At 70.3% G+C, this 13348-nt stretch carries 15 protein-coding genes and 1 pseudogene; 10 read left to right on the top strand and 6 right to left on the bottom strand.

The features are described 5' to 3' along the window. Window positions 1–280 (top strand): annotated as a pseudogene (locus ACNPM4_RS04075) (TetR/AcrR family transcriptional regulator); the annotation flags it as partial. A gap of 33 nt (window positions 281–313) precedes the next feature. On the opposite strand, the gene ACNPM4_RS04070 reads toward ACNPM4_RS04075, so the two are convergent. After that, window positions 314–511 carry a hypothetical protein gene (locus ACNPM4_RS04070; RefSeq protein WP_448984779.1) on the bottom strand — a complete coding sequence of 66 codons (198 nt, stop codon included), beginning with the start codon at window positions 509–511 and terminating at the stop codon, window positions 314–316. A 5-nt stretch (window positions 512–516) separates the two neighbouring features. Beyond that, on the bottom strand, window positions 517–1101 hold the full coding sequence (locus ACNPM4_RS04065) for a hypothetical protein (protein ID WP_448984778.1): 585 nt from the start codon (window positions 1099–1101) through the stop codon (window positions 517–519). 146 nt (window positions 1102–1247) lie between these two features. Between ACNPM4_RS04065 and ACNPM4_RS04060 the strand changes: the two genes are divergently transcribed. Next, complete coding sequence (locus tag ACNPM4_RS04060) at window positions 1248–2138, top strand: alpha/beta fold hydrolase (protein ID WP_448984777.1); 891 nt, start codon at window positions 1248–1250, stop codon at window positions 2136–2138. A 1-nt stretch (window position 2139) separates the two neighbouring features. Here ACNPM4_RS04060 and ACNPM4_RS04055 read toward each other — a convergent pair whose 3' ends face one another. Continuing rightward, the gene (locus ACNPM4_RS04055) at window positions 2140–2901 is read right to left on the bottom strand and encodes a glycosyltransferase family 2 protein (protein WP_448984776.1); all 762 of its coding nucleotides are present in this window, start codon (window positions 2899–2901) and stop codon (window positions 2140–2142) included. A 117-nt stretch (window positions 2902–3018) separates the two neighbouring features. On the opposite strand from ACNPM4_RS04055, the gene ACNPM4_RS04050 reads away from it, so the two are divergent. The 4 genes from ACNPM4_RS04050 (at window position 3019) to ACNPM4_RS04035 (ending at window position 6816) form a co-directional block, all read left to right on the top strand. Continuing rightward, on the top strand, window positions 3019–3756 hold the full coding sequence (locus ACNPM4_RS04050) for a GDSL-type esterase/lipase family protein (protein WP_448984775.1): 738 nt from the start codon (window positions 3019–3021) through the stop codon (window positions 3754–3756). Window positions 3757–3792: 36 nt separating this feature from the next. Continuing rightward, entirely contained in the window at window positions 3793–4965 is a 1173-nt protein-coding gene (locus tag ACNPM4_RS04045) for a sensor histidine kinase (protein ID WP_448984774.1), read from the top strand. Further along, window positions 4962–5618: a response regulator gene (locus ACNPM4_RS04040; protein WP_448984773.1), complete on the top strand. Its 657-nt coding sequence runs from the start codon at window positions 4962–4964 to the stop codon at window positions 5616–5618. The genes ACNPM4_RS04045 and ACNPM4_RS04040 overlap by 4 nt, the downstream gene beginning before the upstream one ends. Window positions 5619–5709: 91 nt before the next feature. After that, the gene (locus ACNPM4_RS04035) at window positions 5710–6816 is read left to right on the top strand and encodes a hypothetical protein (RefSeq protein ID WP_448984772.1); all 1107 of its coding nucleotides are present in this window, start codon (window positions 5710–5712) and stop codon (window positions 6814–6816) included. 11 nt (window positions 6817–6827) lie between these two features. Here ACNPM4_RS04035 and ACNPM4_RS04030 read toward each other — a convergent pair whose 3' ends face one another. After that, complete coding sequence (locus ACNPM4_RS04030) at window positions 6828–7016, bottom strand: hypothetical protein (RefSeq protein WP_029262184.1); 189 nt, start codon at window positions 7014–7016, stop codon at window positions 6828–6830. Window positions 7017–7152: 136 nt separating this feature from the next. Then, window positions 7153–7524 (bottom strand): hypothetical protein, encoded by a 372-nt coding sequence (locus ACNPM4_RS04025; RefSeq protein ID WP_091028623.1) that lies wholly within the window; start codon window positions 7522–7524, stop codon window positions 7153–7155. Window positions 7525–7649: 125 nt separating this feature from the next. Here ACNPM4_RS04025 and ACNPM4_RS04020 point away from each other — a divergent pair, with 125 nt between their 5' ends. The 4 genes from ACNPM4_RS04020 to ACNPM4_RS04005 all read left to right on the top strand — a co-directional run bounded on the left by ACNPM4_RS04020 (window position 7650) and on the right by ACNPM4_RS04005 (window position 11385). Next, window positions 7650–8315 (top strand): response regulator transcription factor, encoded by a 666-nt coding sequence (locus ACNPM4_RS04020; RefSeq protein WP_448984771.1) that lies wholly within the window; start codon window positions 7650–7652, stop codon window positions 8313–8315. Continuing rightward, window positions 8312–9700 carry a sensor histidine kinase gene (locus tag ACNPM4_RS04015; RefSeq protein WP_448984770.1) on the top strand — a complete coding sequence of 463 codons (1389 nt, stop codon included), beginning with the start codon at window positions 8312–8314 and terminating at the stop codon, window positions 9698–9700. Before ACNPM4_RS04020 ends, ACNPM4_RS04015 begins: the two co-directional genes overlap by 4 nt. Window positions 9701–9758: 58 nt before the next feature. Continuing rightward, window positions 9759–10958, top strand: a complete 1200-nt coding sequence (locus ACNPM4_RS04010; protein WP_448984769.1) for an LCP family protein — start codon at window positions 9759–9761, stop codon at window positions 10956–10958. 124 nt (window positions 10959–11082) lie between these two features. Further along, window positions 11083–11385: a hypothetical protein gene (locus ACNPM4_RS04005; protein WP_448984768.1), complete on the top strand. Its 303-nt coding sequence runs from the start codon at window positions 11083–11085 to the stop codon at window positions 11383–11385. Between the two features lie 44 nt (window positions 11386–11429). On the opposite strand, the gene ACNPM4_RS04000 is transcribed toward ACNPM4_RS04005, so the two are convergent. After that, a partial coding sequence (locus ACNPM4_RS04000; RefSeq protein WP_448984767.1) for an alpha-L-rhamnosidase occupies window positions 11430–13348 on the bottom strand: 1919 nt, incomplete at its 5' end.

The following is a 13348-nucleotide window of genomic DNA, read 5'->3' as shown; positions in this document are numbered from 1 at the left end:
GATCAACGCCCGCGCCGAGATCGGCGACGGCCACGACGGGCATCCCGTCTTCCCCGAGGTGGCCCGTCAGAAGGCCTGGCTGCTCGACCTCTTCGCCGAGCTCTGCCGTGAAGCCGGCGCCGCGGACCCCGACCTGATGTCGAAGGCCCTGATGCTGCTCTACGAGGGCGCCATCGTCACGGTCGGCATGGAGACGTTCGGCACGCCGTTCGAGGTGGCTCGCGGGCTGGCTCGCACGACGCTGGAGCAGGATCAGGGGTTCCTCTCACCGGAACGATGAGAGGAACCCCCGACACACGGAGCGGAACCGCCGTCAGCTGGCGATCCAGTTGCCCTCCGAGTCACGGACGTAGCCGGAGATCTCCGCCTCGTGGACGAACATCGTGCCCGACGTCATCACGGCGAGGTTCATACCGGCGAACCGGGTGATCCCGCCGTCATCGGCGATCGCAGGGAGCCAGAACTCGGTGCTGTTGTCGTAATCCGATGCGGATGCCGCACAGTCCTGCACCAGCGTCAGGGTCGCGTAGTCATCGGAGTGGTAGAGCCCGGTGCGGCATCGGCGTCGTCGAGATCGGTGACCGGCACGGCGGTCATCAGCGGAGCCCACGCCGGCGTCGGCGTGAACGGTGCACCGATGCCGGCGACCTCCTTCAGCTCCTCGATGTGCGCAGGATCCGCGCCGTTCGCGAGCGCCTCCTCCTCAGTGCTCACGCCGAAGTCGCCGATCAGCCGACGCTCGAACTCGTCCTCCGCCTGCGCCTCCCGCTCGGCCCGGGTCATCGACGGCTCCGTGAGCACGTCGGGCGCATCGCCCGCGTAGGTCATGGCGAGGTCGACGGCACAGTACTGCGCGCCGTCGAGCTCGCGAGGCGTGGCCCGCACCTCACGCACGAGCAGTGCGTCGGCATCGCTGCCCGCGGCCTCGATGAGAGCCTCCGGAACGCGGATGAGCAGCTCACCCGTGGTCGAATCGCCGTAGGCCGACTCGAACTCGAACACGCCCTGCTGCGGGCCCGCCGATTCCCCGGAGCATCCGGCGAGAGCGACCGCCGCGATCGCGGTGATCGTGAGGACAGGGACAAACTTCTTCGGCTTCATGGGCCGCCTTCCTTATGCGCATGACCGGGCGCAGAGTCGCCCGGCGGCCCCGAGGGACTCTCTGCCCACTGTCGGCAGCGCAGGGAGATCCGACAGTGACGGCGCTCTTCCTTCTCGGCGGGCACCCCGAGCGGTAGCGTGTCAGCGTGTCGACGGATTCGCGGAGTGAGCGGGCGCACATCGCCCCGGCAGACCTCGACGCGGCACTCGGCGACGTCGACTGGACGGTGCCGCCCGTCGGGTCGACGGCCTCGCGATTCTCGGCGCCGAGCGGTGAGCTGGCCGTGGTGTCGCTGGGCGATCCCGCGCATCCGCGCGTGGTCCTGGTACCGGGGGCGACCGGTTCCAAGGAGGACTTCGCACTGATGCTGCCGCTCCTGGCGGAGGCGGGCTTCTTCGTGCAGTCGTTCGACCTCGCCGGACAGTACGAATCACATGCCGCCGGGGCGCACACGAGCTACACATACGAGCTGTTCATCGGCGACCTCATCGCCTTCCTCGAAGCCGGCACCCCCGCTCATCTGCTGGGCTACTCCTTCGCCGGCACGGTCGCGCAGCTGGTCGCCGTCCGTCGCCCCGATCTCGTGCTCTCCCTGGCGCTCCTGACCACTCCCCCCGGCGTCGGCAACGTCTTCGCGACCATGAAGTGGCTGGGCCCGATCGCCCCGATAGCAAGCCCTCGCCGAGGCGCCGGACTCATGATCTGGGGGATCGTGACGAACAAGAACCGCGTCCCACCCCGGAGGCTCGAGTTCGTCCGCTCCCGGTTCGCGCTCACGAGCAGGCGCAGCGTCGACGAGATCGTCGGGCTCATGATGACCGCACCCGATGTGCGCGGCCGCGTGCGGGCACTGGACATGACGAAGCTGGTCGTCGCCGGCTCGCACGACCTGTGGCCGCTGGCCGCCCACGAACGCTACGCCCACGACATCGGCGCCGACTTCCGCGCTTACGCGACCGGACACAGCCCGAGCGAGACCACTCCGCATCAACTCACGGCCGACCTGCTCGATCTCTACGCGCGCGCCGACGGCTGACTCAGCCGCGGAGGGCCTCCGCATCAGCCTCACGCCGCGCCCGTCGCCGCACGCGCAGCGGCTCGTGCGACAGATGCAGCCGGACCGTGGGGAGCACATAGCTCAGCCGACGCCGGAGTGACTCCCAGTCCCGGAACGGACGCGCCGACACCTCGACGACCAGACTCCGGTCCCGCAGCACGGTCATCTCGGGGCGCACGTGGAACGACAGGTCGAAGTCGTCGTGGATGTTCTGCTCCTCGCGGTGCACCTCGCCGCTCAGCAACCGCCAGGTCTCGGCGCGCATCGCCATGTTCGAGCCGAACAGCGGTGCATGCCCGAGCAGCGGCGTGAGCACCGTGTACATGCCGCCGATGTAGAGGTGCTCCCCCATCCAGTGCACCAGCGGCGTGGAGCCGTAGAAGCTCGGGTCGCCGGTGAGGAAGTCGAGGCCGTCACGGCTTCGGAAGGTCCGCTCGATCCGCTCGATCCAGTCAGGCCGCGGGCGCGAGTCGGCATCCAGCCGCGCGATGATATCGCCCGTCGCCGCGTCGTAGCCCGCCGCCGAGGCCCGAGGAATGCCCTGCACGGGCTCGGTCACCACGCGTGCACCGAACCGCTCGGCGACGGCCACCGTGTCATCCGTGCTGCCGTTGTCGACGACCACGACCTCGTCGGGTCGGCGGGTCTGCCGCTCGAGAGCGCGCAGGCACTGCTCGAGAAGGACGGCGTCGTTCCGCACCGGGATCACCACCGAGACGGAACGGGGAAAGACGGTCGTCATCGTTCTCCTCTCGTGCGCGTGCGGGCGTCGGAGACAGTCTCCCGCGTGCAGCCCCGTCAGACGGCGATTGAGAGAGGATGGATGGATGATCCGTGACGAGATCGGCAGATCGCTTCGATGACCGGCACGCGCCCGACCGGGAAACCCCTCGTCGCCATCGCGGCGGCGGTCGCTGCCTTCGCGGCCGTCGTCGGCGTCGTCTACAGACGCGTCATGTACCCGCCGCTGCCCCACCCCCGGGAAGACCGGATCCGCATCGCCGCCGTCGGTGACAGCAACACCTATGGTGCAGGGATGCTGTTCCGAGGCCGGGGCCGCCGGTCCTACCCGGGCCGCCTCGAACAGCTCCTCGGCGAGCAGTACCAGGTACTCAACTACGGCGTGAATCGGTGCACGCTGCAGCAGGAAGGCGACTGGCCGTACGACGCGACTCCCCAGGCCACGGCGTCTCTGCACGCGGGCGCGGCCATCGTGCTCGTCATGCTCGGCTCGAACGATGCCCGCGGCGACAACTGGAATGCGGAGCGCTACCAGACCCAGCTCGCCGCGTTCGTCGAGCGCTACCGCACGCGCGGCGCGACCGTCTTCCTGCTGACTCCGCCCGTCGCGTTCCCGAATCGCCGCGGGGTCCACGAGCGGATCATCGCCGACGAGGTGGCCCCGATCGTGCGCGCCGTCGCGAGCAGGCTGGGGGTCGACCTGATCGATGTCTTCGACGTCACCCGCCGGTCCGTCACACGGCACCCCGACGGCATCCATCTCGATGCCCGCGCGAGCGCGATCGTCGCGGAGGCCGTCGCCGAAGCCCTCGTCCCGCCGACTGCGCCGCCGCTCGCCACTCACCCGGAGGGGTGATCCGCCGCCGCGAAGCCGCGTGAGAACATGAGGGCGATGCGGTCCGAGGCCTCTGTCGCGAGTCCCCGTCGGCACGCCTGGCTGCGTGTCGACGTCATCGTGGCGCTCATCGCCCTCGTGATCCTGCTGCCGTCGAGCATCGCGATCCTCACAGAGCCGGCCACGCGCCCCGAGCCCTGGATCCTCGCGCTCATGATCGCCCTGTACGTGGTGCTCCACCTCACGACACTGCTCGCCGTGCGGCACCCGGTCGCCGCGATCGTGATCGCGAACGCCGTCATGTGCGCACTCGTGCTCGTCCCGGGTATCCGCGCGGCATCCGGAGCCTTCCTCCCATCGGCCGCGGCCTACCTGCTCGTCATCGGCCAAGTCGCCGCGCAGACGCGTACGACCGTGCGGATCGCGGCGTTGGCGGGCGGCATCTTCGGCGCGGGCCTCATAGCCTTCACGGAACTGCGACTCGACGATCCGGAACTCCGCCTCGGGGCGTTCCTCGGACTCAGCGGCGCGATCGCGGCGGCCTGGGCGCTGGGACTGGTCCTGCGGGTGCGGCGTGACCAGGCCGAGGAGCGGATGGCGGCGCGCGTCTCGCAGGCGATCGCGGATGAGCGCGGACGGATCAACCGCGACCTGCACGACCTCGTCGCCCACTCGATGACGGTGATGATCGCCCAGGCCGAAGTCGCCCGTGCGGTGCGCGCCGAGAACCCCGACCGGAGTGACGCTGCTCTCGGGATCGTCGTGGACACCGGCCGTGAGGCTCTGCGCGGAATGCGTTCGGTCGTCGCCGACGATGCCCCGCGCCAGCCGTTGCCCACCGTCGACTCCCTGGAGGAGCTCGTCGAGGGCGTGCGTACTCCCTCGACCGACGTGCGGCTGAGCGAGTCGGGCACCAGGGCTCCACTTCGCGCCGACGCCGCGCTGGCACTGCATCATGCGGTGCGCGAGGCGCTCACGAACTCCGTCCGACACAACGCCTCCCCGGTGAAGATCGAGGTGAGCCTCGACTGGCGACCCGACTCCGTGCATGCCACGGTGCGCGATGACGGCGGGTCGGGCCCGGTCGTGACCGATCTCGGCAGCGGCGTGGGCCTGGTAGGCATCACCGAGCGGGTGCGGCTCGCCGGCGGCACGCTCACCGCGCACGGACGGGATCCGCGGGGTTGGATCGTCACGGTGGATCTTCCGACCGAGAGGAGCATCGGATGACCCTGCGCATTCTGATCGTCGACGACCAGGAGCTGTTCCGCACCGCCATCGCGCTGATGCTCTCGCGCGATCCGCGCCTGTCGGACGTGGCCACCGCGTCGTCCGGCGAAGCAGCGATCGAGCATGTGCGCGCTCATGCCGTCGACGTGGTCCTGATGGACATCCGGATGCCGGGGATGGACGGCATCGCCGCCACCCGCGAGGTGCGGCGCCTCCGCCCGGCCACCCGGGTCCTGATCCTCACCACCTTCGACCTGGACGAGTACGTGTACGCCGCGATCCGCGAGGGGGCGAGCGGCTTCCTCACCAAAGACGCCAGCCCGGCGGAACTCGCGGATGCCGCCGTCGCCGTGGCCGCCGGCGAGTCGGTGATGTCGTCGCGCGCCACCGAGGCACTGATCGGATTCGTTCGCGACGGCGCCCCCGGAGCAGACCCGGCGTCGGCGCTCGCCGCCCTCAGCCCTCGCGAGCAGGAGGTCGCCCGCGCTCTCGCCACCGGCGCCTCGAACGACGACATCGCTCGGACGCTGTTCCTCTCGGCGAACACGGTGAAGACGCATGTGAAGGCCGTCCTCGCGAAGCTCGGCGTTCCCGACCGGGTGCACGTCGTCATCTGGGCATACGAGAACGGGCTGCTGCGCCCGGGACGCTGACCGCTCTGCGCCGGCAGGTTCACTCCTGCGGGTGAGGAGGATGACCCCTGCGGTCGAAGTCGGCGGCGGAACGCGTTCCTAGCGTGGAAGCATGTCCATTCCCACACGCATCATCGTCCTTCTCGCCGCCGCTGTCGGCGCCCTGGCCGTGACCGTCACCAGCCTCGTGAGGATGCTCACCCCCGGCACCGACGCACTGCCCTCGAGCCTCGTCGGCAACCTCGGTCACGGCGTCGAACTCGCGCTCTCCCTCACGGGGGCGCTCGCCGCGCTCCTCGTATCCGTGTCCGCACTGGCGACTCGTGACCTCGCGAACCGCGCCGTGCCGCGGTGGCTCCTGCACACGGTCGGTCTCGTGGCCGGGGGGCTCCTCGCCGTCACGATGCCCGGAGGCGTGATCGCCGCGGCGGGTTATACCTTCGCGATGATGGTCATCGTCGGAGTTCTGGTCCTCATCGTGCTCACGGTGCTGCGCCGTCCGCTGCTCGGTCTCCTCCTCGCCGCCGGGGTCGTCGGCGCCCTCGCCTACGCCGCCATCGGACTCGGGGCCGGGCCGCTCGTCCCACAGATCCTGGGCAGTTACGGCATGATCCTCCCGCAGGCCGGTCTGGCACTCGCGCATGTCGCCGCGGCCGCCGGCCTGCTGATCTGGATGATCGCCGACCCGTCGTCCCGCCGGAGCCGATTTGCGCGCGAGGTGCTCCGGCACCGCCGCGCGATCACGATCGTGGCGGCCGCGTGCTCCCTCCCCTACGCGTTCGCCCGCGCGAGCTGGCTGACCCCCTGGCCGCTGTTCGGCGGAAGCGCGGAGATGTTCGCCGCAGACCCGTCGGTGCGTGCGCTCGGCCTCGCGCTCGGTGCAGCGATGCTCACGGGAGGCGTGCTCACTCTCGGGCTGATCCTGCCGTGGGGCGAGCGGTTCCCCCGCTTCCTCGCGGGACTCGGCGGGCGATCGGTGCCGCCCGGGCTGGCCATCGTCCCGGCGAGCCTCGTCAGCGTCCTGTTCACGGCGGCCGGCATCCAGTTCGCGCTGGAGGGCGTGGGCAACGTGGAGAACTCCGTGTACGTGCTTCTGATGTTCCCGTTCTGGCTCTGGGGACCGCTCCTGGGTCTCGCCACCTGGGCCTATGCGATGCGGCGGGCGACGCCGACCGCGGCGAAGCGGTCGAACTCCCCCGCCGCGCAGGTCACGGCCTAGCCGGTCGGCGGTCAGCCGTCTTCGGGGTCTTCCGCGAGGACATCGGCGTCGTCGGCGTCGCCTCCGTCGCTCGGGACCACCGTGGGCGGGTTCCCCTTGCCGTCCTCGGCGCCGAGGTTGTCGTTCTCCTCTGCACCCGGGCCCGGCTCCGTGCTGATGTCGTTCCGGTCGGTGCGGATGTCGTCGCTTCCACCACTCATGTGCGTTCCTTCCCGTGGGCAGACGCCGCAGGCTCCGCGCATGCGGGGCGGCGTCCATGTCGGTCCGACGCTACGGCGGTGCAGGCGCAGTGGCACGCCCCTTGACACCGATGCGATCGGCGAGCACCTCTCGCGGTCAGCCGCAGAAGGCAGAGGCGGAGTTCTTGAGCTGCTCGATCGCCTCGACGGTCTCGGGTGCCTGCAGGTCTGTCATCCCGCCGATCTTCTCCGCACCCGAGCGGATGAGGTCGCCCAGCTGACCGTCGGTGTTCTCGGCCAGCCCGTTGAGGGAGGCGACCAGGTCGTCGCGCGCGGCATCCGCCTGCTCGGCCGAGAGCTCCCCCTGGTCGAGCAGCGTCTGGTACTGCCCGTACGCGTCGTCGATGGTGGTGCAGGCGGCCTGCACGTCGACGCCGAGAGCATCGCCCGCCATCTGCGTCACCTGCGAGCAGCCCGCCAGGATGAGGCCGGCGGCGAGCACGAGCGGGAGGACGAGGATTCGGCGCATGCCCCGAGGGTAGCGGCTCGACCTGGCGCCTTCCTGCGACCCATGCCGGTCGCCGTATGGAGCACTTCCACGGGCGCAGGCGTCTAACATCGCAAGCGCGCGATGGCCGAGGAGGTGGGCGCCTGATGAAGGTCATGCTCGTGGATGACGATGCGGAGATCCGCCTCGGCTTCACGACCGCCCTGCGGCGCCGCGGTCACACCGTCGACACCGCCGAGGATGTTGCCTCTGCCCGCGTGCTCGCCGAACGGATCGCTCCCGATGTCGCGATCATCGACGTCATGCTCCCCGACGGCGACGGGTTCTCGCTGTGCCGCGAGATCCGCACCCGATGGGGCTTCCCGACCGTCATGCTCACGGCGCGCGATGAGGATGCGGACGTCGTCATCGGCCTCGACGCCGGAGCAGACGACTACATCACGAAGCCGGTCAGTGTGGCCGTGCTCGAAGCGCGCCTGCGGACGGTCCTGCGCCGCAGCTCCCGCCTCGCCGCGGAGCCGCTCCGGGTCGGCACACTCGAGCTGCATGAGGACTCCGCGGAAGCACTGGCCGACGGCGAGGCCCTGCCGCTGAGCCCCACCGAGTTCCGCCTGCTGCATGAGCTGGCACTGAACGACGGTCACGCCCTGAGCCGCTCGCGCCTGATCGACGCGGTCTGGGCGCAGTCGCCACCCGACACTCCGCGGGTGGTCGACACCGCCATCCAGCGGCTGCGTGCGAAGCTGACCGCGGCGAACGTCGCGACGCCACAGCTGGAGACCATGCGGGGGATCGGATACCGGCTGCGATGACCGCACGTCGTCGTCGCCCCACCCTCCGCACGGCCATCGCCCTCGCTCTCGTCGGCAGCACGATCGCGGTCTCGGTGCTCGTCACCGGTGTCGTCGTGTTCACCGCGGGGCGCATCGTGTACGAGTCGCGGCAGGAGGGCCTGCTCGACGAGTTCTCCACGACCGCTGACGCCCTCTTCACCTCCATCTCCACCGCATCCCCGAAGGACACGTGGAAGTACTACGCCGAGATCCTCCCCGGCGAGACCGTCATCATCGACCTCGACAGTGGCCGCAGCGCCGGAGAGCTCCGTCCGGGCCAGGTGCCGGACGCGCTGGGCATCGACGACAGCCGTCGCTCCGGCGATCTGACCTCGCTGATGACCACGCTCGACGGTCGTGAAGTGTTCTTCGTCTCGACGGTCCGGGACGATCTCCCCCAGGATCCGAGCGCCCGCCTCGCCGTCGTCACGGCGTACTCGATGCAGCCGCAGCAGGAGCAGGTGCGAGAGCTCATCGTCTCGGGCGCGCTCCTCAGCGGCGGCGTCGTGGTCCTCGTGGTCCTGCTCGAGCGTCTGCTCGGCGGTGCGTTGACGCGCCCGCTTCGACGCCTGGTCGACACCGCTCATGCGGTCGGATCCGGCGAAGGCCCGCGGGAATGGAAGCCGTCTTTCGACGACGTCGACCGCGTGGCCGACGCCCTCCACCTCTCCTCGGAGCGTCTGGGCGACACCATCGGGCAGCTGCAGCGCCGTGAGGCGGAGTCCCGGCAGTTGGTCAGCGACGTCGCCCACGAGCTGCGCACACCGCTCACCTCGATGATCGCGGTCGACGAGCTCCTCGACGACGACGAGCAGGCGACCGCGGAGGAGCGGGCGGTCGCCGCTGCGGTCGTGCGCGCCGGAACGCGCCGCCTGCACTCCCTGATCGAGCACCTGCTCGAACTCTCCCGCCTCGATGCCGGGGTCGCGCGCGTGAAACGCACGACCGTCGTGCTCGCGGAGCTGCTGACCGACGTCGTGGATGCGACCGGAGTCGACGTCGCCGAACTGTCGGTCGCCCCGGACCTTCGGATCCGCACCGACTCGTCGCGGCTGCACACCGTGGTGGCGAATCTGCTCACCAACGCGTCCCGGCACGGTCGCCCGCCCGTCACGGTCCGCGTGCACGAAGACGGCGACATGCTGCACATCGACATCGGCGACCACGGCCCCGGCATCGGCGAACCCGATGCCGATCGGGTGTTCGACCGCTTCGTCACCACCGACCGTTCGCGCTCCGACGGCGTGGGCACCGGGCTCGGACTCGCGATCGCCCGCGACAACGCGCGACTCCTCGGCGGGGAGCTCGCGCTCCTCCCCCGATCCCCCGGCGCGACGTTCCGCGTGACTCTCCCTCGCCTGTGACACTCGTGTGACATTCGTCCTCGACGATGGCTGCTCGCCCATGTCGAGAGGTCTTCCCATGAGTCTCCCCCCTCCCCCTTCTCCGAGCCGACGACGCCGGAGACGCCTGCGGCGCTTCCTCACACTGACTGCGGTCGGGATCCTGATCATCGCCGGCGGCACGGTCGCGATCGCGGCGATCCGGCTGTCCCAGAACGTGACCACGGTCGAGCTGCAGCCGGTACGCGACAGCGAGGAGCCTCCCGCCGTGGCCGACTTCGACGGGGAGTTCGACGTGCTGCTCGTCGGATCGGACGGCCGCGCCGGGCAGGGCGTCCAGTACGGGGAGGGCGGCGATGTCGAAGGCAGCCGGAACGACGTCACCCTCCTGCTGCACGTGAACGAGGCGCACGACGCCGCCACCGTCATCTCCTTCCCGCGCGATCTGCTCGTCGACATCCCCGCGTGCACCGATCCCGAGACGGGTAGCACCTGGAACGCGGGCTGGCGGGTGCAGTTCAACGAATCGCTCGCCCGCGGCGGACTGGGCTGCGTCACCTCCACCGTCACCGCGCTGACCGGCATCGACCTCGCCTACGCGGCGGAGATCAGCTTCACCGGCGTCATCGAGGCCTCGAACGCCGTCGGCGGCGTTCCCATCTGCTTCGCCGGACCCACCCACGATCGGCACTCCGGACTGGAGATCCCCGCCGCGGGGACGTACGACCTGAGCGGCGAGCAGGCCCTGGCGCTCCTGCGCTCGCGCTACGGCGTCGGTGACGGCAGCGACCTCGCTCGCATCTCCACCCAGCAGGTCTTCCTCTCCTCTCTCGTGCGCACGCTGCGCGACCAGTCGACCCTCACCGATCCGGTGAAGCTCTACAGCATCGCCGATGCGGCGACGCGGAACATGACCCTGTCGACGCAGCTCGCCGACCTGGGCACTCTGACGTCGATGGCGAAGGTGTTCAGCGACCTCCCCCTCGAGAACATCGCGTTCGTGTCGTACCCGCACCTGCCCGCGGGCGACCGCGTGGTCCCCGACGAGCACGCCGCTGCCGAGCTGATGGATCGGGTGAAGGCCGGCGAAACGGTGAACATCAGCGCCGACCGCACGGGCCGTGGCAGCGAGTTGTCCGACGACACCGCCCCGCCGAGCTCGGAACCCGACGACGGTGCGACCGAGGAGGAACCACCGCCCGACGCCGCCCCGCTCCCCGAGAACCTCGATGGCCAGAGCGCGGCGCAGGACACCTGCGTGCGCCCCTACGGCGGCTAGCGGTCAGCGGGCGCGGGGCGGCGCGCCGAGCGGCACCCGCGCGTTGAGCACGACCAGCGCGATGGCTCCCCCAGCGGCGATCGTCGCTCCACGGGACGAGTGACGTCCTTGATACGTTCGAGGCATGAATGTGTTCGGCGTGCTCCTCTCCCTGGCCGGCTCGATCCTCTTCCTGACCGCCCTGGCGATGACGATGCGTGCGAATGCGACGAGCACGGTGCCGTTCTGGCGCAACCCGGCCGAGACCCCCGTCGGCTCGGTCGCGATGCGTTCGATCGGCGCGGGTCTCCTGGTCTTCGGAGTCGTGATGCTCACCGCTGAGGGCTGGCGGTGGCCGGTGCTGATCGTGCTCGTCGTTCCGGGGATCGCCTTCGTGGCGCTCGCCCTGCACAACCGGCGCATCGCGGCCACCGCGGGCGGTGACTGAGCGCGCTCAGGACGGCGTACGCCGCGTCGCCTCGACGTGGCCGGTCATGCGGCGACCGTGTCGATCGTCGCGACGACCGTCTCGAACCGTCCGCCCGAGACGACGTACTGCTCGTCGAGACCCGGCACGCGGATCGTGCCCTCGACACCGGTGGGGACGGAGAGCGAGTACCGGATTCCTTCGGCCACACGCTCCCATGACCCTTCGATGAGTCCGTACGGCGACTCGAATGCCACCCGGGCATGTTCGAGATCACCTCCGGGCTGCGGTGCCCACTCGATGCGACGGTATCCGGGTGCGGCCGGCGAGAGCCCCCCGATGACGCGGTGCATCCAGTCCGCGACGCTTCCGAGAGCGAAGTGGTTGAAGCTGGTCATCTCGCCCGGATTGATCGATCCGTCCGGGAGCATCGAGTCCCAGCGCTCCCAGATCGTCGTCCCACCCATGCGCACGGTGTACAGCCACGACGGGCACTCGGTCTCGAGGATCAGGTCGTACGCCGTGTCGACGTGCCCGGTCTGCGACAGCGCATCGCTGATGACCGGGGTCCCTGCGAAGCCCGTCGCGATGCGGTTGCCGGCCTCGCGGACGAGCGCGGCGAGACGCCGACCCGCGACAGCCTCCTCGGTCACGCTCAGGAGTCCGAAGCGGATGGCGAGCGCATACGCGGTCTGCGCATCGGAGGTCAGAGTGCCGTCCGGCCGCACGTATTCGGCGCGGAAGGCATCGCGCGCCTCCTCGGCGATCCGCGCGTAGCGATCGGCGTCGGCCGCCAGACCGAGGAGCCTGGCGGTGTCGGCCAGCCGCCGCGTCGAGAAGGCGAAGTACGCGGAGGCGACCAGGTACCTGTCGGTGCGCGCGTCGGCCGGATCGTGCGGCGGTGCCGCCGGGTCGAGCCAGTCACCGAGCTGATGACCGTCGCGCCAGAGCCGTGACGGTCCGGACTGCGTGATCATCCGCTCGACCCACTTGCGGCCGCTGTCGTACTGGCGGCGCAGCACGTCGAGGTCGCCGAATCGCTCGTGGAGGGTCCACGGCGTGAGCACCGAGACATCTCCCCACACTGCCCCGGTCCGGATCGGGTTCCAGGTGGGGCCGCCGGGAATCACCGGGACGAACCACGGGATGGTGCCGTCGGGCAGCTGCTCCAAGGCGACGTCGGTGAGCCAGTTCTCGAGGAAGCCGGCCGAGTCGTAGAGGAAGGATGCCGTGGGCGCGAAGACCTGCACATCGCCGGTCCAGCCGAGGCGCTCGTCGCGCTGCGGGCAGTCGGTGGGGATACTGAGGAAGTTGCCGCGCATGCCCCACCGCACGTTCTCGTGCAGGCGGTTCAGGTCGGGGTTCGACGTCTCCAGCCATCCGGTGCGGCGCATGTCGCTGTGGATGACGCGGGCGACCACGTCGCCGTCCCCGATCTCGTCGAGACCGGTGACCGTCGCGTAGCGGAAGCCGTGGAAGGTGTACTTCGGCTCCCAGAAGCGCGGCTCGCCGCCGTCGAGCGTGATCAGATCTTGCGCGTCGGCCAGGCGCAGCGGGCGGATGCCGAGCTCGCCGTGTTCCAGCACCTCGGCATGGCGCAGCGCGACCACGTGCCCGGCCGGCCCCTGCACCCGGACGCGCAATCGCCCGACGAGGTTCTGCCCGAAGTCGAGCAGGTGAGTTGTGTCGTCGATCCGGGTGACGGTGACGGGGGCGAGTTCCTCGGTGCAGCGCACCGGCGGGAGTGCTGGGGCGACAAGCGTCGCCGGGTCGCGATGGCCGACACGCACGGGGCTCCATCCGTCGTCACCGGCTCCGGGGCGCGACCACCCGGGCTGCTCCTCGCGGGCATCGTGCTTCTCGCCGTCGTACAGTCCGGACACGAGGATCGGGCTCGGCGCGGCCGACCAGCTCTCGTCGGTCGCGACGACCGTCGTGCTCCCGTCGTCGTGCGTGACCTCCAGCTGGGCGATGAGGGCCTGAT

The sequence above is a fragment of the Microbacterium umsixpiens genome (genome assembly GCF_053543675.1).
This window is presented reverse-complemented; position numbering and strand designations above follow the sequence as displayed.

Excerpts from the sequence above, each read along its gene's own strand:
- ACNPM4_RS04015 (WP_448984770.1), top strand. The coding sequence starts at position 8,312 with ATGACCGCACGTCGTCGTCGCCCCACCCTCCGCACGGCCATCGCCCTC.
- ACNPM4_RS04025 (WP_091028623.1), bottom strand. The coding sequence starts at position 7,524 with ATGCGCCGAATCCTCGTCCTCCCGCTCGTGCTCGCCGCCGGCCTCATC.
- ACNPM4_RS04010 (WP_448984769.1), top strand. The coding sequence starts at position 9,759 with ATGAGTCTCCCCCCTCCCCCTTCTCCGAGCCGACGACGCCGGAGACGC.
- ACNPM4_RS04030 (WP_029262184.1), bottom strand. The coding sequence starts at position 7,016 with ATGAGTGGTGGAAGCGACGACATCCGCACCGACCGGAACGACATCAGC.
- ACNPM4_RS04005 (WP_448984768.1), top strand. The coding sequence starts at position 11,083 with ATGAATGTGTTCGGCGTGCTCCTCTCCCTGGCCGGCTCGATCCTCTTC.
- ACNPM4_RS04055 (WP_448984776.1), bottom strand. The coding sequence starts at position 2,901 with ATGACGACCGTCTTTCCCCGTTCCGTCTCGGTGGTGATCCCGGTGCGG.
- ACNPM4_RS04040 (WP_448984773.1), top strand. The coding sequence starts at position 4,962 with ATGACCCTGCGCATTCTGATCGTCGACGACCAGGAGCTGTTCCGCACC.
- ACNPM4_RS04050 (WP_448984775.1), top strand. The coding sequence starts at position 3,019 with ATGACCGGCACGCGCCCGACCGGGAAACCCCTCGTCGCCATCGCGGCG.
- ACNPM4_RS04020 (WP_448984771.1), top strand. The coding sequence starts at position 7,650 with ATGAAGGTCATGCTCGTGGATGACGATGCGGAGATCCGCCTCGGCTTC.
- ACNPM4_RS04065 (WP_448984778.1), bottom strand. The coding sequence starts at position 1,101 with ATGAAGCCGAAGAAGTTTGTCCCTGTCCTCACGATCACCGCGATCGCG.
- ACNPM4_RS04035 (WP_448984772.1), top strand. The coding sequence starts at position 5,710 with ATGTCCATTCCCACACGCATCATCGTCCTTCTCGCCGCCGCTGTCGGC.
- ACNPM4_RS04045 (WP_448984774.1), top strand. The coding sequence starts at position 3,793 with ATGCGGTCCGAGGCCTCTGTCGCGAGTCCCCGTCGGCACGCCTGGCTG.